At 74.9% G+C, this 23,191-nt stretch carries 22 protein-coding genes; 17 read left to right on the forward strand and 5 right to left on the reverse strand.

From position 1 onward, the window contains the following. Nucleotides 1-15: 15 nt before the first annotated feature. The 12 genes from OVA32_RS05805 to secA all read left to right on the forward strand — a co-directional run bounded on the left by OVA32_RS05805 (nt 16) and on the right by secA (nt 15,143). Nucleotides 16-1,374 (forward strand): TrkH family potassium uptake protein, encoded by a 1,359-nt coding sequence (locus OVA32_RS05805; protein ID WP_162833775.1) that lies wholly within the window; start codon nt 16-18, stop codon nt 1,372-1,374. Beyond that, a complete protein-coding gene (locus tag OVA32_RS05810) occupies nt 1,367-2,056 on the forward strand; it encodes a potassium channel family protein (RefSeq protein WP_061867007.1) in 690 nt (229 codons plus the stop codon). The genes OVA32_RS05805 and OVA32_RS05810 overlap by 8 nt, the downstream gene beginning before the upstream one ends. 36 nt (nt 2,057-2,092) lie before the next feature. After that, entirely contained in the window at nt 2,093-3,295 is a 1,203-nt protein-coding gene (locus OVA32_RS05815; RefSeq protein WP_073117103.1) for a cysteine desulfurase family protein, read from the forward strand. A gap of 55 nt (nt 3,296-3,350) precedes the next feature. Next, nucleotides 3,351-4,487, forward strand: coding sequence for a tRNA 2-thiouridine(34) synthase MnmA (mnmA, locus tag OVA32_RS05820; protein WP_036315990.1), 1,137 nt, complete (start codon nt 3,351-3,353; stop codon nt 4,485-4,487). A gap of 9 nt (nt 4,488-4,496) precedes the next feature. Further along, on the forward strand, nt 4,497-4,886 hold the full coding sequence (locus tag OVA32_RS05825) for a chorismate mutase (RefSeq protein ID WP_060974202.1): 390 nt from the start codon (nt 4,497-4,499) through the stop codon (nt 4,884-4,886). Continuing rightward, entirely contained in the window at nt 4,879-5,994 is a 1,116-nt protein-coding gene (locus tag OVA32_RS05830) for a hypothetical protein (protein WP_101967790.1), read from the forward strand. The genes OVA32_RS05825 and OVA32_RS05830 overlap by 8 nt, the downstream gene beginning before the upstream one ends. Before the next feature lie 152 nt (nt 5,995-6,146). Next, nucleotides 6,147-6,827 (forward strand): MtrAB system response regulator MtrA, encoded by a 681-nt coding sequence (gene mtrA / locus OVA32_RS05835; protein ID WP_060974204.1) that lies wholly within the window; start codon nt 6,147-6,149, stop codon nt 6,825-6,827. A 4-nt stretch (nt 6,828-6,831) separates the two neighbouring features. Beyond that, nucleotides 6,832-8,757, forward strand: coding sequence for an MtrAB system histidine kinase MtrB (gene mtrB / locus OVA32_RS05840; RefSeq protein WP_073117105.1), 1,926 nt, complete (start codon nt 6,832-6,834; stop codon nt 8,755-8,757). Then, on the forward strand, nt 8,754-10,499 hold the full coding sequence (locus OVA32_RS05845; RefSeq protein WP_073117107.1) for an LpqB family beta-propeller domain-containing protein: 1,746 nt from the start codon (nt 8,754-8,756) through the stop codon (nt 10,497-10,499). Before mtrB ends, OVA32_RS05845 begins: the two co-directional genes overlap by 4 nt. Nucleotides 10,500-10,608: 109 nt before the next feature. Continuing rightward, complete coding sequence (locus OVA32_RS05850) at nt 10,609-11,406, forward strand: ComF family protein (RefSeq protein WP_073117108.1); 798 nt, start codon at nt 10,609-10,611, stop codon at nt 11,404-11,406. A gap of 149 nt (nt 11,407-11,555) precedes the next feature. After that, on the forward strand, nt 11,556-12,233 hold the full coding sequence (gene hpf, locus OVA32_RS05855) for a ribosome hibernation-promoting factor, HPF/YfiA family (RefSeq protein ID WP_060973936.1): 678 nt from the start codon (nt 11,556-11,558) through the stop codon (nt 12,231-12,233). 174 nt (nt 12,234-12,407) lie between these two features. After that, entirely contained in the window at nt 12,408-15,143 is a 2,736-nt protein-coding gene (secA, locus tag OVA32_RS05860) for a preprotein translocase subunit SecA (RefSeq protein ID WP_069942064.1), read from the forward strand. Nucleotides 15,144-15,230: 87 nt separating this feature from the next. Here secA and OVA32_RS05865 read toward each other — a convergent pair whose 3' ends face one another. Further along, a complete protein-coding gene (locus OVA32_RS05865; protein ID WP_063189509.1) occupies nt 15,231-15,743 on the reverse strand; it encodes an Rv3235 family protein in 513 nt (170 codons plus the stop codon). Nucleotides 15,744-15,793: 50 nt separating this feature from the next. Next, entirely contained in the window at nt 15,794-16,546 is a 753-nt protein-coding gene (locus tag OVA32_RS05870) for a LysM peptidoglycan-binding domain-containing protein (protein WP_063189507.1), read from the reverse strand. A 156-nt stretch (nt 16,547-16,702) separates the two neighbouring features. On the opposite strand from OVA32_RS05870, the gene OVA32_RS05875 reads away from it, so the two are divergent. Continuing rightward, complete coding sequence (locus tag OVA32_RS05875; protein WP_049147319.1) at nt 16,703-17,260, forward strand: hypothetical protein; 558 nt, start codon at nt 16,703-16,705, stop codon at nt 17,258-17,260. A 15-nt stretch (nt 17,261-17,275) separates the two neighbouring features. On the opposite strand, the gene OVA32_RS05880 is transcribed toward OVA32_RS05875, so the two are convergent. Continuing rightward, a complete protein-coding gene (locus tag OVA32_RS05880; protein ID WP_049147317.1) occupies nt 17,276-17,500 on the reverse strand; it encodes a helix-turn-helix domain-containing protein in 225 nt (74 codons plus the stop codon). 225 nt (nt 17,501-17,725) lie between these two features. Here OVA32_RS05880 and OVA32_RS05885 point away from each other — a divergent pair, with 225 nt between their 5' ends. Genes OVA32_RS05885 through OVA32_RS05895 form a run of 3 tightly spaced genes read left to right on the forward strand, consistent with a single transcriptional unit; the run spans nt 17,726 to nt 21,437 of the window. Then, nucleotides 17,726-18,373 (forward strand): SAF domain-containing protein, encoded by a 648-nt coding sequence (locus OVA32_RS05885; protein ID WP_095353702.1) that lies wholly within the window; start codon nt 17,726-17,728, stop codon nt 18,371-18,373. Nucleotides 18,374-18,375: 2 nt separating this feature from the next. Further along, nucleotides 18,376-19,959 carry a tyrosine-protein kinase family protein gene (locus OVA32_RS05890; protein ID WP_095353703.1) on the forward strand — a complete coding sequence of 528 codons (1,584 nt, stop codon included), beginning with the start codon at nt 18,376-18,378 and terminating at the stop codon, nt 19,957-19,959. Beyond that, nucleotides 19,929-21,437, forward strand: a complete 1,509-nt coding sequence (locus tag OVA32_RS05895; protein WP_134415753.1) for a sensor histidine kinase — start codon at nt 19,929-19,931, stop codon at nt 21,435-21,437. The genes OVA32_RS05890 and OVA32_RS05895 overlap by 31 nt, the downstream gene beginning before the upstream one ends. Before the next feature lie 62 nt (nt 21,438-21,499). Here OVA32_RS05895 and OVA32_RS05900 read toward each other — a convergent pair whose 3' ends face one another. Further along, a complete protein-coding gene (locus tag OVA32_RS05900) occupies nt 21,500-21,748 on the reverse strand; it encodes a WhiB family transcriptional regulator (protein ID WP_002854852.1) in 249 nt (82 codons plus the stop codon). Nucleotides 21,749-22,113: 365 nt separating this feature from the next. Between OVA32_RS05900 and OVA32_RS05905 the strand changes: the two genes are divergently transcribed. Further along, on the forward strand, nt 22,114-22,590 hold the full coding sequence (locus tag OVA32_RS05905; protein ID WP_012750967.1) for a hypothetical protein: 477 nt from the start codon (nt 22,114-22,116) through the stop codon (nt 22,588-22,590). A gap of 67 nt (nt 22,591-22,657) precedes the next feature. On the opposite strand, the gene OVA32_RS05910 is transcribed toward OVA32_RS05905, so the two are convergent. Beyond that, nucleotides 22,658-23,029, reverse strand: coding sequence for a DUF1844 domain-containing protein (locus tag OVA32_RS05910; RefSeq protein WP_036313345.1), 372 nt, complete (start codon nt 23,027-23,029; stop codon nt 22,658-22,660). Nucleotides 23,030-23,191: the final 162 nt, after the last annotated feature.

The raw sequence follows: 23,191 nt of genomic DNA on the forward strand, positions 1-23,191 counted from the left end.
CTATGTTTCCCTCCCGTGACATTTACCTCGTCGCCGCGGGTCGGCCCGCGCCGGCCCCGCATCCGTCCGACCCAGCTCGTGGTCGGGTCCTTCCTCGTCGCCATCGTGACGGGCACCGGCGCACTGCTGCTGCCCGCCTCGTATCAGGGCCGCGCGCCCACCCCGCTGGAGGCCGCGTTCACGGCGACCAGCGCCACCACGGTGACGGGCCTCGGCGTCGTGGACACCCAGACGTTCTGGACACCCCTGGGTCAGCTCGTGATCCTCACGCTCATCAAGCTCGGTGGCCTGGGCGTCATGACGTTCACGTCGCTGCTGGGGCTGGTGATCCTCCGGCGGCTCGGCCTCACCCAGCGCCTCGACGCCGCGGCCTCCACCCGGGCCGAGGGGATCGGGGACCTGCCCCGGGTGCTGCGGGCCCTGATCCTGTACTCCACGGCCGTCGAGGCCTCGGTGGCGCTGCTGCTGAGCCTGCGCTTCTGGCTGGGCGCGGGAATGTCCCCGGGCCAGGCACTGTGGCAGGGGGTCTTCCACGCGGTCTCCGCATTCAACAACGCCGGGTTCGCGCTGTTCAGCGACAACCTCATGGGCTTCGTCTCGGACCCGTTCATCTGCCTGCCGATCGCGGCGGCGATCATCTTGGGCGGCCTGGGCCTGCCGGTCGTGCTGACCCTGCGGCGAGACCTGCGCCGACCCGAGCGGTGGAACCTCACGGTCCGGCTCGTGCTCGTGGGCACCGCGGTGCTGCTGGTGGGCGGCACGCTCATGTACCTCGTCCTCGAGTGGTCCAACCCGCGGACCCTGGGCGGTCTGGACCCGGCCTCGCGCGTGCTCGCGGCGTTCTTCCAGTCCGTCACGACCCGCACCGCCGGCTTCAACACCCTGGACTACGGGCAGATGCACCCCGTGACGCTCTTCGCCACCGACGTGCTCATGTTCATCGGCGGCGGCCCCGCCGGCACCGCCTCGGGCGTGAAGATCACGACGGCGAGCGTCCTGCTGTTCATCGTGCTCGCGGAGATCCGGGGGGAGGGCGCCGTCCATGCGTTCGGCCGCCGGCTCTCCCGGACCACGCACCGCGAGGCGATCACCGTGATCATGCTCTCCGCGACCGCGATCGCCGTCGCCACGATGGCGCTCATGGGCCTGTCCTCGTTCACGACCGACCAGATCCTGTTCGAGTGCGTGTCCGCGTTCAGCACGGTGGGCCTGTCCACCGGCATCACCGCCCAGCTGCCGCCGGCCGCGCAGGGCATCCTGATGCTCCTCATGTTCGTCGGCCGCATCGGCCCCGCCACCGTCGCCGGCAGCCTGGCCCTGACCGACCGCACCCGCCACTTCGAGTACCCGAAGGAGAGGCCCCTCATTGGCTGACCTCACCCGTTCCCTGTTCGCCCCCCGCCGGGGCGACCGCCCCACCGTGGCCGTCCTCGGGCTCGGCCGGTTCGGCTCAGGGGTCGCCCGCGAGCTCATGGAGTCCGACTGCCACGTGCTGGGGGTCGACGCCGATGCCGAGGCCGTCCAGGCGCTCAACGGCCGGCTGACCCACGTCGTCCGCGCGGACAGCACGGACGAGGAGGCGATGCGCCAGCTCTCGGTCCACGAGATGGACCACGTCGTCGTCGCCATCGGCGGCGACCTCGCCGACTCGATCCTCACCGTCTCGCTGATGCGGCGGTTCGGGACGCACCAGCTCTGGGCCAAGGCCAATGACGACCGCCACGGCGAGATCCTGCGTCAGCTCGGCGTGGAGCACGTGGTCCACCCGGAGCGGGACATGGGCCGCCGCGTGGCGCACCTGGTCAGCACGTCCTTCCAGGACTTCGTCGAGGTCGAGCCGGGCCTGGCCATGGTCCGGGCCGCGCCGCCGTCGCGCCTGCTGGGCAGGGACCTGCGAGCCACCGGGCTCGCGGGGGAGCGGGGCATGCGCGTGGTCGCGGTCCGCAGCCGCGGCACGTGGCTCTACCCGCCGAGTCACTACGTCCTCGAGCCCGAGGACACGATCCTCCTGGTGGGCCCGACCCGCGACGTCGAGCGGTTCCTCGCCCGGGACTGATCCGGGCACATCCGGCGCGGCTCCTAGACTGGCCGGGTGACCACCCCGGACCGCGTGCACCTGGACCACGCCGCCACCACGACGGTGCGCCCCACCGCGCTCGCGGCCCTGGCCGAGGCGGCCGCGCTGCCGGGCAACCCGGCCTCCCTCCACGCCTCCGGCCGCCGGGCCAAGCTGCACCTCGAGGAGGCGCGGGAGCGCATCGCCGCGGCGCTCGGGGCGCACCCCTCCGAGGTGATCCTCACGTCCGGGGGCACCGAGGCGGACAACCTCGCCGTCCAGGGGCTGTACCGGGCCCGCCGCGCGGCCGCGCCGGAGCGCACCCGGATCGTGCTGACCGGCATCGAGCACCACGCGGTCCTCGACGTGGTGGACTGGCTCGCCGCGCACGAGGGCGCCGAGCCGGTGCTCGTCCCGGTCGACGACGACGGGCGGGTCGACCTCGCCGCATGGGGGGCCGCGCTGGCGGCCGCGCCCGAGCGGACCGCCCTGGCCACGCTGATGTGGGCCAACAACGAGATCGGCACGGTCCAGCCCGTCGCGGAGGCCGCCCGGCTCGCGGCCGACCACGGGGTCCCGTTGCACACCGACGCCGTCCAGGCCCTCGGGGCGGTGCCCGTGGACTTCGCCGCGTCCGGGGCCGCGACCCTGGCCGTCTCGGGGCACAAGGTCGGCGCCCCCGTGGGGGTCGGCGCCCTGCTCGTGCGCCGGGACGTCACGCTGGAGGCCGTCGTGCACGGCGGCGGCCAGGAACGCCGCCTGCGCTCGGGCACGGTGTCGGTGGCCCTGGCCGCCGCGCTGGCGGCCACCGTGGCGGAGGCCGTCGCGGAGCAGCCCGCCGAGGCCGCCCGCCTGGGCGGGCTGCGGGACGAGGTGATCGCCGCCGTCGACGCCCTGGACGGGGTGCGCCTGACCGGGCCGCGGGACCTCGACCCGGCGACGGGGGAGCCGCTGCCGCCGGGGACGCGCCGACTGCCCGGCAACGTCCACATCACCGTGCCGGGCCGGACGGCGGACGCGCTGCTGTTCTCCTTCGACATGGCCGGACTGGACACCTCGTCCGGGTCGGCGTGCACCGCCGGGGTGGCCGAGCCGTCGCACGTGGTCGCGGCCCTGCCGGGGCGGACGGAGGCCGACGCACGGGCCACCCAGCGGTTCACCCTCGGCCGGACGACGACGCCGGCCGAGGCGGCCGCGCTCATCGACGCGCTGCGGACGCTGCTGGGGCCGGGCGTCTAGACTGGACCGCCCGCCCGCCCGCCCGCCCGTCCGTCGTCGAGAGAGGAGTCCGCCCGTGAAGGTCCTGGCCGCCATGTCCGGGGGAGTCGACTCCGCCGTCGCCGCGGCGCGTGCCGTGGACGCCGGGCACGACGTCGTCGGCGTCCACCTGGCCCTGTCCCGCATGCCCGGCACCCTGCGCACCGGCTCGCGTGGCTGCTGCACCATCGAGGACGCCTCGGACGCGTGGCGCGCGTGCGAGCGGCTCGGCATCCCCTTCTACACGTGGGACTTCTCCGAGCGGTTCGCGGAGGACGTCGTGGACGACTTCGTGGCCGAGTACGAGGCCGGCCGCACGCCCAACCCGTGCATGCGCTGCAACGAGCGCATCAAGTTCGCGGCGCTGCTCGAGCGCGCCCTCGAGCTGGGCTTCGACGCCGTCTGCACCGGCCACTACGCCGCCGTGCGGCCCGGTCCGGACGGCTCGCTGGAGCTGCACCGCGCCGCGGACGACGCGAAGGACCAGTCCTACGTGCTCGGCGTGCTCACCGCGGATCAGCTCGCCCACTGCCTCTTCCCGCTCGCGGACACGCCGTCCAAGGAGCTCGTGCGCGCCGAGGCGGCCGAGCGCGGCCTGTCCGTGGCGGCGAAGCCGGACTCCCACGACATCTGCTTCATCCCGGACGGCGACACCCGCGGCTGGCTCGCCGAGCGCATCGACCTCGCCCCCGGCCCCATCGTCGACCCGGAGGGGCAGGAGCTCGGCACCCACGCGGGCGCCCAGGCGTTCACGGTCGGCCAGCGCAAGGGCCTGGCCATCGGCCGTCCCGCGCCCGACGGCAAGCCCCGGTTCGTGCTCGAGGTGCGGCCGAAGGAGAACACCGTGGTCGTCGGCGGGCGCGAGCTGCTCGACGTCGACCGCATCACCGGCATCCGCCCGTCCTGGGCCGGCGCCCCGGTGCCCGAAGCCCGCACGGGCGCCTGGTTCGACTGCGCGCTGCAGTTCCGGGCCCACGGCGAGATCGTCGAGGCCCGCGCCCGCCAGCGCGCGGACGCGGCGGGGCACCCGGGGTGGGAGATCGAGCCGGCGCGCCCCCTGCGCGGGGTGGCTCCCGGTCAGACGGCCGTCCTGTACCGAGGCACCCGCGTGCTCGGCCAGGCCACCATCGACACCGCCCGCAATGCCCGGCTGTCCGCCCCCGCGGATGCGTAGGCTTCGGCCATGAGCCCGGACTACGACCCCCACGCCAGCTCGCTGCCCGGCACCGCGGACCCGGCGGTCCTCGACGAGCTCTTCGCGATCCGCGGCAGCATCGACAACATCGACGCCTCGCTCGTCTACCTGCTGGCCGAGCGGTTCAAGTTCACGCAGCGGGTCGGCGCGCTCAAGGCCCGGCACGACCTGCCGCCCTCGGACCCCGGGCGTGAGGCCGCCCAGATCGCGCGGCTGCACCGGCTCGCGCTCGAGGCGGACCTCGAGCCCGCGTTCGCCGAGAAGTTCCTGAACTTCATCATCGCCGAGGTCATCCGCCACCACCGCGCGCTGGCGGCCGAGGGCCGGCCGGACGCCGAGGCGGAGCCGGGGGAGAGCCCCGGGGACGCGGATGACTGAGGCCGCCCACGACGACGGCGCCACCGGCCCCGTCGCCCTCGGCGGCACGCCGTGGCGCGGCACCGACGTCGCCGAGGCGCAGCTCGTCACGCTCGGCGAACTCGGCGCGGACCACTGGCCGGTGCTCCCCGAGCTGCCCGATCGCGGACCCGGCGCCGACGCCACCGGCCGCTCGGCCGCCCTCCTGCAGGAGCTGGCCGTCGACCTGCAGCCGCACGGCTGGCGGGTCAGCCCGCCCGGGGCCGCCGGCTCCGGCCGTGACCGACGCCGCGCCGTCTCCCTCTGGCACGAGGACGCGCACCGCTGGGCGGACACCGCGGGGGCCGAGGGCGCCGTCGTCGAACGTCTGGCCGTGCGGGTGCGCGGCCCGCTCAGCCTGCTCGCCGGCCTCTGGCTGCCCGGGGGAGAGCGCGTCCTCGGCGACCACGGCGCGCGCCGCGACGTCGCCGAGTCCTATCTCGAGGGACTGCAGGACGCCCTGCCCCGCCTCCGGAGGGCCACCGGCGCGGGACGCCTCGGCGTCGTCGTCGACGAGCCGTGGGCGGCGGCCGTCCTCGCCGGGACCCTGCCCACCGCGAGCGGGTACCGCACCGTCCGGTCGCTGCCGCGCGAGGAGGCCCGCGGGCTGTGGCGCGCCGCCCTCGACGGGCTCACCGCCCTGCCCGACGTCGCCCGGGTGTGGCTCGCACCGGGCCGCCGCGCCGCCTCCCCGGGGGCCGAGCTGCCCGGGCCCGCCGCGCTGGCGACGCTGACGGGAGAGTCCCTGCCCAGGCCCGACGCAGCCGCGGACGCGCCCGTCCCGGCCCCGGTCTCCCTCGTGGTGGGCGTGGGCGCCCTCGACGACGGCGCGGACGGCACGCCCGGCACCCGCGAGGCGTGGGAGGCGGCGGCCGGCTGGGCCGACATCGGGCGCGGGCTGACGCTGGCCCCCGAGCCGGGCGTGCGTCCGGTCGACGTCGTCCGCACGTGGGAACGGCTGGGGGTGGACCCCGGACGCGTGGGCGACGTCGGCCTCACGGCGGCGGGGTCGCACGACCCCGCCGTGCTCCGCACTCTGCGGCGGGACGCGGAGGAGCTGACCGCACGGCTCGCCGAGCTGCGCGGCTGAGCCGGCGCCCCGACAGACCGGGGCGACCTCCGGCGTCGTCCGCCGGGGACGGGCCCGCCCGGCGGGTATCATCGGGCTGATCCTGAAAATTTCCTGTGCCCGGGGCCGGTCCCGCCCGCGGCGCCGGGGGGAGCGCTGACGAGGAGGTCAGGATGGGCAAGGCCAAGATCCTGGTGGTGGACGACGACGAGGCGCTGGCCGAGATGATCGGCATCGTCCTGCGCAACGACGGCTTCGAGCCGACGTTCGCCGCAGACGGCACCTCCGCACTGCCCGCGTTCCACCGCGAGCGCCCCGATCTGGTGCTGCTGGACCTCATGCTCCCCGGCATCGACGGCATCGAGGTCTGCAAGCTCATCCGAGCCGAGTCGGACGTGCCGATCGTGATGCTCACGGCCAAGTCGGACACGGCGGATGTGGTGCGCGGCCTCGAGTCGGGTGCGGACGACTACGTGCCCAAGCCGTTCAAGCCCGCCGAGCTCGTGGCTCGCGTCCGGGCGCGCCTGCGTGAGGGGGAGGCCAAGCCGGCGGAGGTCCTGCACATCGGGGACCTCGAGATCGACGTGGCGGGCCACCAGGTCACCCGCGCCGGCGTCGGCATCGCCCTCACCCCGCTGGAGTTCGACCTCCTCGTGGCCCTCGCCCGGCGGCCGCGCCACGTCTTCACTCGCGAGATGCTCCTGGAGGAGGTCTGGGGCTACCGGCACCAGGCCGACACCCGGCTCGTGAACGTCCACGTCCAGCGCCTGCGCTCCAAGGTCGAGCCGGATCCCGAGAACCCGTGCGTCGTGCTGACCGTCCGCGGCGTCGGGTACAAGGCCGGCCAGGGCTGAGCGCATGACCGTGTCCGGCCCGGATGTGAGCGCGGCCCCGGCGGCCGAGTCCGGTGCCGAGCCGGTCGAGCCCGCCGCCGCCCGCCCACGGTCGTGGGGCCCCGGCCCCGCGTGGCGTGCGCTGCGCCGCCGGTGGCGTCGGTCCCTGCGGCTGCGCACGGCGGTGCTCGCGGCCCTGCTCTCGATCCTCGCGGGCCTCGTGGTCGCCGCGTTCCTCACGCAGCAGATCACCCAGGCCCTCTTCGAGGCCCGCTACGAGCAGGTCCAGTCCGAGGCACGCCGTGGCCTGAGCCAGGTGCGCGAGACGTTCGCGCAGACCACCGCCACGGACGCGCAGAGCACGGACGTGCTGGTGACCCAGACCCTGCGCGCCCTCGAAGGCGACTCCGGCACGACGATCCGCCGCCGCTACCACCTCGCCCCGCTGCCGGACTCCGAGTCCGCGTACGTGGGGACGATCTCCTCCGCCGGGCTCGATCCCGCGGTGATCCCCCAGGAGCTGCAGGACGCGGTCGCCTCCGGGCCGGGCGTGTACGACGCGAGCGTGGCGCTGCCGAACCCCGGCGGCGGCACCCGGCCCGGCCTCGTGTTCGGCGCCCAGGTGGTGCTGCCCCCGGGTGCCACCTACGGGCTCTACCTCGTCTACGACCTCGCGGACGTCCAGAGCTCGCTCGACTCGGTGCTCGGGGTGCTGCTGGTGTTCGGCGTCGGCTTCCTGGTGATCAACGTGCTGGTCTCGTGGTGGGTCTCGCGGCATGTGACCCTGCCCGTGCAGCAGGCGGCCCGGGCGGCCGAGTCCCTCTCGAGCGGCAACCTGGCGGTGCGGATGCCGGTCGACGGTGAGGACGAGATGGCCCGCCTGGGCATGTCCTTCAACCGGATGGCGGACAGCATCCAGGACCAGATCGGCCAACTCGCCCAGCTGTCCCAGATGCAGCAGCGGTTCGTCTCGGACGTCTCCCATGAGCTGCGCACGCCGCTGACGACCGTGCGGATGGCGGCCGACGTGCTGTACGGCTCACGCGAGGACTTCGACCCGGTCAGCCGACGCTCGACCGAGCTGCTCTACCACCAGGTCGACCGCTTCCAGGCCATGCTCGCGGACCTGCTGGAGATCACCCGGTTCGACGCCGGCGCCGCCACCCCGGCCCTCGAGGCCACGGACATGCTCGAGCTGGCCCGCGACGTCGTGCTCACCTCTCAGCCGCTGGCCGATCAGATCGGCGTGCCCGTGTACATGGTGCCCATGGACCGGGACCGCGCCGACGGCCACGTCGCCCACGTCGACCCGCGGCGGATCGAACGGATCCTGCGCAACCTGGTGAACAACGCGATCGAGCACGCCGAGGGCCGGCCGGTGGACGTGCTCGTGGCGGCCGACGAGGAGGCCGTCACGTTCGCGGTCGTGGACCACGGCATCGGCATGAGCCCCGAGCAGGTGCAGCGCGTGTTCGACCGGTTCTGGCGCGCCGACCCCTCACGCAAGCGCACCACCGGCGGGTCCGGACTGGGTCTGGCGATCGCCACCGAGGACACCCGGCTGCACGGCGGTCGGCTCGAGGCGTGGGGCGAGCTGGGGGAGGGGTCCACCTTCATGGTGACCCTGCCGCGGGCGCCGCGCCCGGCCGTGCAGGGCGCCGAGGCCCCTGAGCCGATCGGCCGCTCCGTGCTGCCCATTCCGCCCCGCTACAGCACGGCGGACCGCCGGTACGCCGATGACCTGTCCCGGCCCGTCCCGCAGGAGGCGGACGCCGACGCCGTCGGCACGGTCGCGGACGTCGCCACGGCGGCCCCGCCGTCCGCGCGCCAGGCCGAGCAGGCCCTGACCGCACCGACCAGGCCGGTGCGCGTGGTCCCTGCGGAGGATCCCGCCCACGGGTCGGCCCCCGGGGACCCGACCGGCGATGACCCGGCCGAGGAGGCCCGATGACCACCGTGGATCCGCAGTCGCCCCGCCCGCCGCGGCTCGCCGTCGTCGGCGTGATCGTCGCCCTGATGCTCGCCCTCAGCGGCTGCACTCAGATCCCCCAGAGCTCCGAGGTGCGCAGCGCGGACCCGGTCGACGGGGCCACCGCAGACGCCGACGCGCCGCAGTTCCATCCGCCGGGACCGGCCGAGTCGGACACGGCGGAGGAGGCCATCCGGGGCTTCCTGCTCGCGGGCACGAGCCCGCAGGACGACTACGCGGTGGCGCGCGAGTTCCTCGACGGGCCCGCGGCCACCCAGTGGACGCCCGGGCAGCGCACCCTCGTGTACTCGGCGGAGCCGCGCATCACCCGGGGCGACGGCGCCGGGGACTACCAGATCCAGGTCGAGGTCGACTCGGAGATCGACGAGTACGGCCTGCGGACCATCGTGCCGCCGGGGACCACGCGGGCCTGGGCGGTCACGGTGCAGGAACGGCCGCAGGGCATGCGGATCACGTCCACGGAGAACGGCACGCTGCTCTCCCAGGCGCAGTTCGGACAGCTGTTCGCCCCGCACGAGCTCGCCTTCTACGACACCGCGAAGCGCTACGTCGTGCCGGACGTGCGGTGGTTCGTCAATCGGGGCACCACCGTGACCGCGGTGACGCGAGCGCTCCTGCGCGGGCCGGCACCGTATCTGGCCGGGGCGGTGGACACGGCCTTCCCGCTGCGCACCGGCACCGACCTGGCCGCGCCCACGGTGCCCGTCGACGACGACGGCGTGGCCCACGTCGACCTCACCCAGGCGGCCGCCGAGGGGGCCGACGCCGACCGGCGGCACCGCATGCGGGAGCAGCTGGAGCTGACCCTGACGGGCCTCCAATCGGTCAAGGAGGTCGAGGTGACCGTCGCCGGCGCCCAGCTGTCCACGTCGGGAGACGACGGCCCCGCCCCGGTCCAGACCGACCCCGCCGTCGGCTCAGTCCAGGTGGGCATCGACACGGCGACGGGCGGACTCGTGTACGTGCAGGGGACCAGCGTCACGCCGGTGGGCGGCGCCCCGGACGTCACCGCGCTCGATCCGGTCCGCCCGACCATGTCCGGCGACCGCAGCCGCTTCGTGTTCGTCACCCGTGACCGGACGGCGGTCCACGTCGCCGGCACGGACGGCACCCTGCGGGAGATGCTGCGCGGCACCGGGCTCACCGTCCCGTCACTGGACCTCCTGGGCTGGGTGTGGGCGGCCGACAGGGAGACGACCTCGCGGATCCGCGCCGTCCCGGCCCAGCCCGGCGGGCAGGAGCGCATCGTGACGGCCACCTGGCTGCGGCCCGGCGAGCGGATCGTCGACCTGCGGTTGTCGCGGAGCGGGGCCCAGGCCGCGATGCTCGTCGACGACGGCCAGCGGACCACCCTGCGCGTGTCCGGCGTCGTGCGCGGCTCGGACGGGGTGCCGAACGCCCTGACCGAGCCGATCCTGCTGCCCTCCTCCGGCTCCGAGGACTCGGTGGAGTGGGCCGGAGACACGAACCTGCTCGTCTCGGCGTACGCCGAGAAGCCCGACGAGCGCGTGGTGCCGCGGATCGTCTCGATCGACGGCACCGTCCGGGAGCTCAACCCGCTGGGCGGTCTGCGGGGGATCTCCGCCGGTGACGACGGCGCCTACTACGCGGAGACGGAGGAGCTCGTGTTCCTGCTGGTGGGCTCCTCGTGGCGGGCGCAGGAGCTCGACCGCGGGGTGCGCGACCTCTCGTTCCCGGACTGAGCCGAGCTCGCGCCCGCCGCCCCGTCGTCCACTCCTGCACAGCCGCCCCGGCCCGCACAGCGGCTCGCCCCGGCGCCCGGACGGCGGCGGCGTGCGGTGGACTCGTTGCATGCGTTCCCCGCCGTCCTCCCCGTCCCCGCCGTCGGTGTTCGGCACCCTCGGTCGGGCCCTGGCCGACCTGGTCCTGCCCGCCGAGTGCGCGGTGTGCGCCGCGCCGGGTCACCGGCTCTGCCCGGCCTGCGCGGAGGGACTGACCGCCGTCCTGTCCCGGCCCTTCCGGGCGGAGCAGGACGCCCCGGCCTTACCCTTGGGCCCCGGCGGCGCTCCCCTGCCGGTGATGGCGGCCGGGCGCTACGCAGACCCGCTGGCGGCCGCCGTGCTCGCGTTCAAGGACCATCACGCGCTGCACCTGCGCGGCGTGCTGGGCGAGGCCCTGTGCCGGGCCGTCGCCGCGGCGCGCCTCGAGCCGGACCTGCCCGGGGCGCCGCACGCCCTGCTCGTCCCGGTCCCGGGCGGCGCGGCCGGATTCCGACGGCGTGGCTACGACCCGCTCGCCGAGCTCACCCGGGCGCTGCCGGCGCCGTGGCTGGTCTCCGACGCCGTCCGTGCGCGCCTGCTGCCCCGCGCGAGCACGCTCCGGGGCGGCGGCCCGTCCCACGCGGGCGCCGGGGCGGGCCAGCGCCGCCGGCGGGCCCGGGACTGGCGCGTCGTCGCCGGGCGGCTGCCGGCCGGCGCGCCCGTCCTGCTCGTGGACGACGTCCTCACCACCGGCGCCACCCTCGCCGCGCTAGCGGAGGCGGTGCGCCGCGCCGGCGGGCACCCCGTCGGGGCCGTCGTGCTCGCGGCCGTGGCCCCGCCGCGGGACCCCGCCGAGCCTGGCCCCCGGCCAGGCCCCCGGGTAGGGTGAACGGCACGGAATCGCCCCTACGGTTCCCGTCCTGCCGACGGTTGGAAGGAGGTCGCACCCTCGGACCCGCCGCCGCCCTGCGGACGCGACACCGAGGCGCACCTCCCCTCCCGAGGCCGGACCCGTGAGAGTCGGACCAGGAGGACGCCATGACCATGGATGTCAGCTACATCGCCCGCAACCTCAGGCTCCCGGAGAGCTTCCGCGACCACGTCGTCGAGCGCACCGAGCGCCTCCAGCCGCTCGCCGAGGGCGCCGACACGCTCGAGGTCCGCGTGACGAAGTCCTCCCACCACAAGCACTCGGACGAGACGGTCCGCGTGGAACTGACGGTCCGTGGCCCGCGGGACGTCGTGCGGGCCGAGGCCGACGCGGACGACAAGCTGGTCGCCTTCGACCAGGCCGCCACCCGACTGGCCGAGCGCCTGCGGCGCATGCGCGACCGCCGCAAGGACCGCCGTCACGGCAAGCTCGGCGCCTCCCGCGGCGCGGGCGAGGTCGGATTCGTGCCGCCGCTGCCGCCGTCGGGTGCCGCGCTGGCCGCGGAGGAGGCCGCCGAGCAGGACGCCCCCGAGGTGGGCACCCCGGTGCGCATCCGTCAGAAGGCGTTCCCCGCGACCCCCATGAGCGTGGACGAGGCCGTGGACGCGATGGAGCTGGTGGGCCATGACTTCTTCCTCTTCCAGAACGCCGAGACCGGCGTGCCCTCCGTGGTCTACCGCCGCCGGGGCTGGAGCTACGGCGTGATCCGCCTGGACGAGTCCCTCCCGCAGGATCACGTCTCCGCCTCCGAGGGGGAGCGGGCCTACCAGGCGCGCGAGGACTGACCGCCCCGCCGACGTCGACCACGACCTGCTGACGCCGCGGCGCCCGTCCCCTCCGGGACGGGCGCCGCGGCCCGTCCGGACTCGGCCCGTACACTGTCCCGGAGACCGCGCCACGGCCGAGCGCGAGGGGCATCCCGTCCCGCCCCGGCCACACCGCAAGGGAGCAGAGAACCAGTGCCTTCGATCATCGACCGCGTCCTGAAGATCTCGGACAACCGCGTCCTCAAGCGCATGCAGGCCACGGTGGACGCCGTGAACCTCCTCGAGGACGACTTCCGGGCACTCAGCGATGCGGAGCTGCGTGCCGAGACGGATGCGCTCCGGGCCCGGCATGCGGACGGCGAGTCGTTGGACCTGCTCCTGCCGGAGGCGTTCGCCGCGGTCCGGGAGGCCGCGGGACGCACGCTCGGCCAGCGGCACTACGACGTCCAGCTGCTCGGCGGCATCGCGCTGCACCAGGGCAACATCGCGGAGATGAAGACCGGCGAGGGCAAGACCCTCGTGGCCACCGCCCCGGCCTACCTCAACGCGCTGTCCGGCAGGGGCGTGCACGTGGTGACGGTCAACGACTTCCTCGCCTCCTACCAGGCCGACCTCATGGGCCGCGTGTTCCGCTTCCTCGGCATGCAGACGGGCGTCATCGTGGCGGGCCAGACCCCGGCCGTACGCCGCGAGCAGTACGCCGCGGACATCACCTACGGCACGAACAACGAGTTCGGCTTCGACTTCCTCCGGGACAACATGGCCTGGTCCCTCGACGAGCTCGTGCAGCGTGAGCACCACTACGCGATCGTCGACGAGGTGGACTCGATCCTCATCGACGAGGCCCGCACCCCGCTGATCATCTCCGGCCCCGCCCAGGGAGAGGCCAACCGGTGGTACGGCGAGTTCGCCCGGTTGGTGCGCCGCCTCGAGGCGGACACGGACTACGAGGTGGACCACAAGAAGCGCACCGTCGGCATCCTCGGCCCCGGCATCGAGAAGGTCGAGGACCACCTCGGCATCACGAACCTGTACGAGACGCAGAACACCACGCTCATCCAGTTCCTGAACAACGCGGTCAAGGCCAAGGAGCTGTTCAAGCGGGACAAGGACTACGTGGTCCTCGACGGCGAGGTGCAGATCGTCGACGAGCACACGGGCCGCGTGCTCAAGGGACGCCGCTACAACGAGGGGCTCCACCAGGCCATCGAGGCCAAGGAGGGCGTCGAGGTCAAGCCCGAGAACCAGACGCTGGCCACGGTGACCCTGCAGAACTACTTCCGTGGCTACGAGAAGCTCGCCGGCATGACGGGCACCGCCGAGACGGAGGCCGCCGAGTTCACGTCGACCTACGGCCTCGGCGTCGTCGTGATCCCGCCGAACCGGGAGCGACAGCGCGTGGACCGCAACGACGTGGTGTACAAGAACGAGAAGGTCAAGTTCGACGCCGTCGTCGACGACATCGCCGAGCGGCACGCGAAGGGCCAGCCGGTCCTGGTGGGCACCACCTCGGTGGAGAAGTCCGAGTACCTCTCCACGCTGCTGGCCAAGCGCGGCGTCCGCCACGAGGTCCTGAACGCGAAGAACCACGCTCGCGAGGCCGCCATCGTGGCGCAGGCGGGCCGCCCGGGCGCCGTCACCGTGGCCACCAACATGGCCGGCCGCGGCACCGACATCATGCTCGGCGGCAACGCCGAGTTCACGGCGGTGGCCCGCATGCAGGAACTGGGCCTCGACGCCGCCGAGGACCCGGAGGCGTACGAGGCCCGCTGGCCCGAGGTGCTGGCGCAGGCCGAGGCCGCCGTGGAGGACGCGCACCGTGCGGTCATCGAGGCCGGTGGCCTGTACGTGGTGGGCACCGAGCGGCACGACTCGCGCCGCATCGACAACCAGCTGCGCGGTCGTTCCGGCCGTCAGGGCGACCCGGGCGAGTCCCGGTTCTACCTCTCCCTCACGGACGAGCTCATGCGCAACTTCAACCCGGGCGTGGCCCAGCGGATCATGAACAGCCCGTCGATCCCGGACGACATGGCGCTCGAGTTCGGCTTCGTCTCGAAGGCGATCCAGAACGCGCAGGCGCAGGTCGAGGGGCGCAACGCCGAGCAGCGCAAGAACGTGCTCAAGTACGACGACGTGATGAACCGCCAGCGCGAGGCCATCTACACGGACCGCCGTTCCATCCTCGAGGGGGAGGACCTGCAGGACCGGGTGCGCCGCTTCGTGGAGGACGCCGTCGGGAACATCGTGGACGCGGCCACCGAGGAGGGCCACGCCACCGACTGGGACCTCGACCAGCTGTGGCGGGACCTGGCAGAGCTCTACCCCGTGGGCATCTCGCAGGAGGACGTCCTCGACGAGGTCGGCGGCCGGGGCCGGCTCAAAGCCGAGGTCCTCAAGCGCGAACTCGTCTCCGATGCGCTCCTGGCGTACGAGGACCGGGAGGCGCAGGTGGGATCCGAGGCACTGCGCGAGGCGGAGCGTCGCGTGGTGCTCGCCACCATCGGGCGCCGCTGGCAGGAGCATCTCTACGAGATGGACTACCTCAAGGAGGGCATCGGGCTGCGCGCGATGGCCCAGCGCGAGCCCCTCGTGGAGTACCAGCGCGAGGGCTACACGATGTTCCAGAACATGCTCGCCGCCATCCGCGAGGACGCCGTGCGCACGCTGTTCCAGGCGCAGATCAGTGCGGCCCCCGCGCCGACGTCTCTGCCCGGCGTCAAGGACGCCCGCGCCGTGACGATGGCACCGCAGATCTCCGTGGAGGGCATCGACGCCCCGCAGCAGCCGGCGCAGCTGCGTTTCACCGGTCCGTCCGAGGACGGGCAGAGCGCGGTCACCCGCAGTGGCACGGACTCCGGCGCCACGGTCGCGGCGGGCACGAACCGCCGCTCCCGCCGTCAGGCGGAGCGCCGCGGCCGCCGCGGCTGACCGGCATCCCGCCACGACGCAGCACGAGGGCCCGCAGACCTCCAGGTCTCCGGGCCCTCGATCGTCAGTCCGACGGGGCGATCCGGCTCAGCCGATCTCGACCGACGTCACCTTCCACCGGCTGAGCCGCCGCTCGAGTCGGAGCGCGAAGGCCCGGGCCCGGCCCTCCCACAGCACCGTCGCGCTGGCCTCCACCCGGCCGGGCGCGACCTCGCACACGCGGGCACCCACCGGGCGGGGTGCGGACGCGGGCGTCCGGGGCGGGACGGCCGCGGAGGGCCGTCGACCGGGCCCGGTCGGCGCGACGGCGCCCAGCAGCTCCATGCGACGGGTCAACTTGTCCAGGACCTCGGGCGAGAGCCAGGCGGAGAGGTCCCGCAGGGCACGGCGGCCCGTCTCTACCTCGACGCAGGCGACGGCGATCACGGCGGCGAGCGAGCGGACGCGGCGCAGCTCCTCGCGCCCCTGTTCGGTGCGGGCCCGCCGGGCGATCTCCTCACCGCGGGGCAGGACCGCGGGGCTGTGGGCGGGCCCGTGGAGGAGGGTGTCGGCGGTGCGCCGGGCGGACGCGGTGCGGGGGCGGGTGGCGAGGGCGGTCATGGCGGTCTCCTGAGGACGAGGCGAAGCGGGGGAGTGCAGGGTCGTGGATGTCATGGCCGTGGTCCGTCCACGCCGGCGTGCGGGGCGAACACGGGGGAGGTCAGCACGGTGCCGGGCAGCAGCAGGTGTGGATCGTCGCCGATCACCCGCCGGTTGGCCTCGTACCAGCGGCGCCACCGGGCGTCGATCTCTCGGGGGGTCGCGTCCGGGCCGAGCTCGGCGGCGGCGAGGTGCCACAGGCAGTCGCCGCGCCGGACGGTGACGGTGGGGTGATCCGGATCCGCACGGCCGGTGCCGGCGCCCGGCGGGGCCGGCGCCGGGGGCCGGGGCGTCCACGCGGCGTCCGGCGCCGGGGCCTCGACGCCGATGGCGTGCGCGGGGGACGCGGCCACGGTCCAGGAGGCGTCCGGCACGGGATGAGCCGCGTCCGCCCACGCGGCCGGCGCCGCGAGCAGCTGGGCACCGACGATGGCGCCGGCCACGCGTCCGAGCAGGGCGGGAGTGAGGCTCCGGCCCAGGCGGGCCCAGGCCGGCCGACCCGCACGGCGCCCCAGCGCGACGAGCGCCAGCCCGATCAGGCCCACCGCCCACCACGCGAGCAGTCCGAGCCCCGCGAGACCGGCACCGAGGCCCAGCACGCGGGTCAGTTCCGCCGCCGGCGCGCTGGGGCCCGTCTGCAGCAGCGCCGCGGCACAGGCGAGCAGGCCGGGTCCGGCCAGAAGCAGGACGGTGAGGCCGACGGCGTCCGCCGCGTCGACCGGACGGTTCGGGGCCGGGCCGGCCGGTGATGTCGAGCGCTCCATGGATTCCCCTCCTGTGCGTCCGTCCGGCCGGGATCCCGCGATCAGGCCGGTGATGATGACCACAGTGAACTGCACGGCCTGATGGTTGTCAAGAGTGATGTTTGATGATGTTTGATGATGACCGATGTCCGGCGCTGAGCCTCCTATGCTGAGCGCATGCGGTGGAACGGACTCTTCGACGACCTGGAGGCGCACTGGGCCGACCTCGGCTGGCAGGAGACGGTGGCCGAGGCCGCGGAGCTGACCCGAGCGGAGTGGATGGCGCTGTCCCTGGCGGACCGCCTGCGCGGAGCTCGAGGGCGGCAGGTCCGGCTCCACCTGGCCTGGGGCGAGGTCGTGGACGGTGTGGTGCACACGGTGGGGCAGGGCTGGGTCGGCGTGCACGTCGACGGTTCGGGGTCGGCGATCGTCGCGGTGGACTGCGTGGCGGCCGTGGAGGCCGACCTGACCCGGGCCGCGGTCGCGCCCGAGCTCGCCGCGGCCGGCTGGGGGACGGTGCTGCGCGGCATCGCGCGGACGCGCCAGCCGGTGGCGGTGACGGGGCGCCTCGGCGCGGCACTGGCAGAGGGCACCGTGGACCGGGTCGGCGGCGACCACCTCGACATCGCCCGCCACCCGCGGGACGAGGCCCGGCGGGCCGCGGCCGTCCGCGGGCGGCTCGTCATCCCGTTCGGGGCGCTGGGGACGGTCCGGACCGCGCTGCGCCCCGCCTGAGCAGACCGTGTGGGCTCAGCGGGCCTGCGCGTCCGCCTCGGTCCACTCCCGGACGCGGGCGCGCGTCACTTCCTTCTGACGCTCCACGTAGTCCTCGAGCCAGGACACCTCGATGCGCCACTGACCGCGGCCCCCGACCTGGATGGCCTGCAGCTCACCCGAGCGGACCAGGGCACGGGCGGCCTGACCGGAGATGTTCAGGGTCTCCGCGACGTCGGTCAGGGTGAGAAAGCGCTGCACGGTGCTCCTTCGGTCGAGGCGTCCAGGACGGTCGCGGGCGGCCCACGACGTCGACCCATTCAACCCCGGGAACACCCGGAGGCGACACTTTTCCACAGCGTACGCGGCGGATCCGGCGATCCACGGCCCCAGTGGTTACTCTGGGCGCAGCGCGGAGGGGCCGACACCGACGGGGTGCCGGGGCCGCGGCGGCCCGAGGGGCCGGTCCGAAGGGGGGAACATCCGGTGTCCACGACCATGTCCGCGTCCGCCGAGGGCGGCCGTCTGCGCCGGCCCCGCTGGCGGGATCCCCGGCTCCTCGTCGGTCTCGTGCTCGTCCTCGCCTCGATCGCCGGCGTCGTGGCGCTGGTCGCCTCCGCCCAGCGGACCGCCGCGTACTGGACGGCTGCGGAGGACCTGCCCCCGGGCACACCCATCGCGTCCAGGGACCTGCGCCCCGTGGAGGTGAACCTCAGCGAGGCCGGCGAGCGGTACCTCAGCGCCGATGCTCCGGCTCCCGAGGGGCGGATGGTCTCCGGGACGGTCCGGGCCGGTGAGCTGCTGCCGGCGGCGGCACTGGTGGACGCGGACCCGGACGGCCGTCGTCCCGTCGGGGTGGCCCTGGACGAGCCGCTGCCGTCCGGCGTGGGCGTGGGAGACCGCGTGGACGTCTGGGTGGCCATGCCGGCGGAGGGAGGCCGCGGCCATGCGGACCCGGCCCGGCTGGCCGAGGCGCTCGAGATCTCCGAGGTCGCGGCAGAGCAGAACGGCTTCGGCGGCTCGGGCATCACCCGGGTGCAGCTGCTGGCGCCGGAGGAGACCCTGCCGCGCATCGTGGATGCGAAGGTCAAGGACGCGCGGGTCACCCTCGTGCCGGCCCACGGGGTGCGCTGACCGTGCGCATCGCCCTGGCCACCACCGTCCAGCCGGGCCTGGACCACATCGGCCCGCTCGAGCGGCACCAGACGGACATCACGGTCCTCCGTCGGGCCGAGGACCTCGCCGAGCTGCTCGCGATCGCCCGCTCCGGTCTCGTGGACGCGGTCCTCGTGGCCGGGGACACCGAGTCCCTCACCGCCGCCTTCCTGGAGGAGACGGCCCGGCTGCCCCGACCCGTGGGCGTGGCGGCGCTCAGCGAGGTCCGTGCCGAGCGCCGTCGCCTCCGTGGCATGGGGGTGCCCTGCGTGCGCGCCGACGCCGACCCCGAGCAGATCGCGGCCGTCGTCGTGGAGTCCGCGAGCGCCGCCGCGGAGGGCCGCCGGCCGGAGACCTCGCACGGGGAGGACGCCGACCACGCCCGGGATCACGCCGAGGACCTCGACGACCTGCCGATCACCCTGGAGACGCTCGGCGCGGACGAGGTGCCCGGCCTCACGGACCCCTGGCGCGACGCCGACGAGCCCGACGACGCCGGGCCGGACGCCGCCCCCGCCGCGGCCACGCCTGACGACGGCCCCGCCACCGCGGACGAGGGAGCCAACCCCGCACCCTCTCCGGAGGAGGGCGAACCGACCGGACCCGCGCGGGAGTCCCTGGTGACCGTGGTGTGGGGTCCCACCGGCGCTCCGGGACGCACCACCGTCGCCGTGAACCTCGCCGCCGAGCACGCCGTGGCCGGCCGGAACACGCTGCTGGTCGATCTGGACACGTACGGCCCCGCCGTCGGTGTGCACCTGGGGCTGACGGAGGAGTCGGCCGGCGTGGCGCGGGCCGTGCGGCGGGCCGACCACGGCCGACTGGGCGCCGCCGACCTGGCGGCCGCGGGCGTCCGCGTCCGCGTCGCCGGCGCGGACCTGACGGTTCTGACGGGACTCACCCGCGTGGACCGGTGGCCCGAGCTGCGCCCCGCCGCCGTCTCCGCGCTGATCGCGGCCGCCAGGGAACACTGGGACCGCGTGGTCGTCGACGTCGGGTTCGGTCTCGAGCAGGACGAGGAGCTGTCCTTCGACGTGCCCGCCCCACAGCGCAACGGTGCGACCCTGGCGGCGCTCGCCGCGGCCGACGAGGTCATCGCGGTCGGCGGGCCGGACGCCGTCGCCCTGCCCCGCCTGGTCCGCGGGGTCGAGGAGCTGGCGGAGGCGGCCCCGGCGGCACGGCTGCGCGTCGTGGTCAACCGGCTCCGGCCCGCCGCCGCCGGCGTCGCCCCGCGCGGGCAGGTCGAGGCCGTCTGGAACCGCTACGCCTCGCCGGCCACGCCCCTGGAGGCGTTCCTGCCGTGGGACCCGGCCGCCGCGGACCCCGCGCTGCTCGCCGGCCAGGTGCTCGCCGAGGCCGCTCCGAACAGCCCGCTGCGTCGCGCCCTCGCCACGCTGGCCGGTGTCCCTGCCCGCCCCGCCCGCCGCGGACGGCACCGCGCACGGCCCTCGCAGACCATCGCCGCCGTGTCGTCCGACGCCGCCCGCGACGCCACGGACACGGGCCGCCCGGCACGTCGCCGTACCCTGATCCCATGGTCAGTTCGCTCGCGCAGGACCCCCTGACGTCGCACCCGGACATCGGAGACGAGGACCGCGCCTGGCTGCAGCGGCTCGTGGGGGACTGGCAGCTCGTGGCAGACCTGGCGCTCGCGGACCTCGTGCTCTGGTGCCCCGTGCCCCGCCGCGACGAGGCCGGAGGGTTCGTCGCGCTCGCCCAGGTCCGGCCCTTCACCGCTCCCACCCTCTTCCACCGCGACATCGTGGGCTCGCGCGCCCGCGCGGACCTGCGGGCCGTCGTCGGGCAGACGTGGCATGGCGGGGAGCGGGCCGAGGGGGCCGGCCCCGTCGAGGCCCCGGGAGGCACGCTGCAGGTGCGTCTGTGGCCGGTGGTCCGCGCCGGGAGGGTCATCGCGGTCGTCTCCGCGCACGCGGACCCGAACGGCCGGCCGGCGCGCTCGGTGATCGAGGAGAACTACAGCCGGACGGCCAGCACCCTGCTGGACATGATGCAGCACGGCCGCTGGCCGGCGCCCGAGGAGCCTCCCGGCCTCTGGGCAGGCGGCACGCCGCGGGTGGGGGACGGCCTCGTCGTGCTCGGGCCGGACTCGGTCGCCGAGTTCACCAGTCCCAACGCGGTCTCCGCCCTGCGCCGGCTGGGCATCGCCTCAACGCTCGAGGGGCACCGGCTCACCGACGTCCTGGCCAGCACCGACGCCGCCCGTGTGCCCACCGACGAGGGGACGTGGGCCGTGCTCACCGGGCTGCGTGCCGGACGGCGGGAGGTGCAGTCCGGCGGGGCGTCCCTCACGGTGCGCTCCGTCCCCCTGCTCGGTCCGGACGGCTGGCAGGGGGCGCTGCTGCTGCTGCGCGACGTGACCGAGCTGCGCCGCCAGGAGCAGCGTCTGCTCACCAAGGACGCGACCATCCGCGAGATCCACCACCGCGTCAAGAACAACCTGCAGACCGTGGGATCGCTGCTGCGCATGCAGGCGCGGCGCACGTCCTCGCCCGAGGCGGAGCGTGCGCTGCGTCAGGCGATGCAGCGGGTGGACACGATCGCCCTCGTCCACCAGACGCTGAGCGAGGAGATCGAGGACCAGGTCCCCGTGGACGGTCTGCTGCAGCGGCAGTTCCGCCTGGCCGTCGAGGTGGCCGGGGACGGGCGGCCGCTGCAGGTCGCGGTCACGGGCGAGTTCGGTGAACTGCCCTCCCACGTGACCACGCCGCTGGCGCTGGTGCTCAATGAGCTGGCGGCCAACGCCGTCGAGCACGGCACGGCGCCGGGCGGTGGCTGCGTGGGCCTGCACGCCGACCGCGAGTCGACCCCCGCGGGAACGGTGCTGGTCGTGTCCGTGACGGACGGCGGCCCCGCCGCCCCCGACGGATGGGTGCCGGGGGAGTCTCCCCGCGCGGGCGAGGGATCGGGGCTCGGCCTGCGCATCGTGCACTCGCTCGTGGAGGGGGACCTGCGCGGCACCCTGCGCTGGGAGCGGTCCGACGACGGCGGCACGCGCGTCGTGCTGCGACTGCCCCTGACGTGAACCCGGCCGGGCTTGAGGACGGCCCCGTCGACGTCGTCGACGGGGCCGGTGGTCCGGGTGGGTCAGGAGGCGCGGCGGGCACGCGCGGCGCGGCGCTTCATGGCGCGCCGCTCGTCCTCGCTCATGCCGCCCCAGACGCCCGAGTCCTGGCCGGACTCCATGGCCCACTTCAGGCACGTGTCCACGACCTCACACGAGCGGCACACCGCCTTGGCCTCCTCGATCTGCAGGAGGGCGGGGCCGGTGTTGCCCACCGGGAAGAACAGCTCCGGGTCCTTGTCCAGGCACGCTGCTTTACTGCGCCAATCCATCGGTCCGCTCACTTTCTGTCGGAAGAACCGGAGCCCGCGGGCGCCGGTGGTCACGGCCTCCGCCGGCGGCGGGCGCGGGGGCCGGCGCGGACGACGCGCGGCACGACCGATACGGAGGGCGACCCTGGTCATTGCAACGGGGACCGCCTTCGTACGAACGCGGCCCCCGGAAATCTCTCGCATGCCATCCTCGCACGGCCCTCACGAGTGAACAAGAGGTGAATGAGGTGCATCACCGCGCTGCACTGCGAGTCCTTCGTCACACCATGCCCTGACCGAGGCGCCGCCGCGGACGTGGTCCGCGCGCCGCCCGGCGTACCGTGGGGGACACGTCCGTCCCCGCAGCCGTCCGCAGGAGAGGCCCCATGGCACAGTCCCGCCGCCCCGACCCCGTCGCCCCGTCCGAGTCGTCGGGCGCCGACGCGACGACGGTCCCGCCCCGCCCCGGACGGGGCCTGCCGGTGGCCGTCCTCGTGGTCGCCGCGGCGCTCGTGCTCGAGGGGGGTGCGCTCCTCTGGTTCGCCGTGGACGCGGTGGTGCATGCGGCGGACGGGGTGCTCCCGGCCGGCGCCCGCGTGATGCTGATCGTCATCTACGCGCTGCTCGCCCTGTGGATCCTCGCGACCGCCGTCGCCCTGCTGCGCGGTCGGGCGTGGAGCCGCGGCGCCGCCGTCGCGATCCAGCTCTTCAGTGTGCTCCTGTCCTCGTGGCTCTTCAGCGTGGACGCCGCTGCTCTGGGTGGGCCGCTGCTCGCGGTCTCCGGCGTCGCGCTGCTCACCCTCTTCACGACGCCGGTCACCCGGCATCTCGCCCCCGCCCCGGAGGCCTCGACGGACGCCTGAGCCCCGCCCCGACGACGACGGCGCGCCCCCGGCCAGGGGCGCGCCGTCGTCGTCATCGGGGCCGTGGTCAGTTCACCGGGCCGGTGAACTTCTCGCCGGGGCCCTTGCCCGGGGCGTCCGGGAACGGGGAGGCCTCACGGAACGCCAGCTGCAGCGAGCGCAGCCCGTCGCGCAGCGGTCCGGCGTGCTGGCTGCCGATCTCGGGGGCCGCGGCCGTGACCAGCCCGGCGAGGGCCGTGATGAGCTTGCGGGCCTCGTCGAGATCGATGAGCTCGCGGGCGTCGGGGGAGTCGGCCAGGCCGCACTTGACGGCGGCGGCGGTCATCAGGTGCACGGCGGTGGTCGTGATGACCTCGACGGCGGGGACCTCGTGGATGTCGCGGATCTCGGCGGGGGCGTCCATGGGGGTGGCGTCCTGGGCCTGACGTTCGTCTGTCATGGTGGTAAGCTTCCCATAGACCACTCGTGGTCCGCGCAAGACCTCGTCATCCGGTGACCCCGGGGCGGGCATGCACGGGCCAGGAGCAGCAAAGTGGAGGCCTCTCTCCCACCCGCGCCAGCAGGATGTCCGGTTCGCCCCGGGCCGAGTTGCCGGGTCGCC

It is taken from the genome of Micrococcus sp. SL257 (assembly GCF_026625585.1).
Lineage (GTDB): Bacteria > Actinomycetota > Actinomycetes > Actinomycetales > Micrococcaceae > Micrococcus > Micrococcus luteus.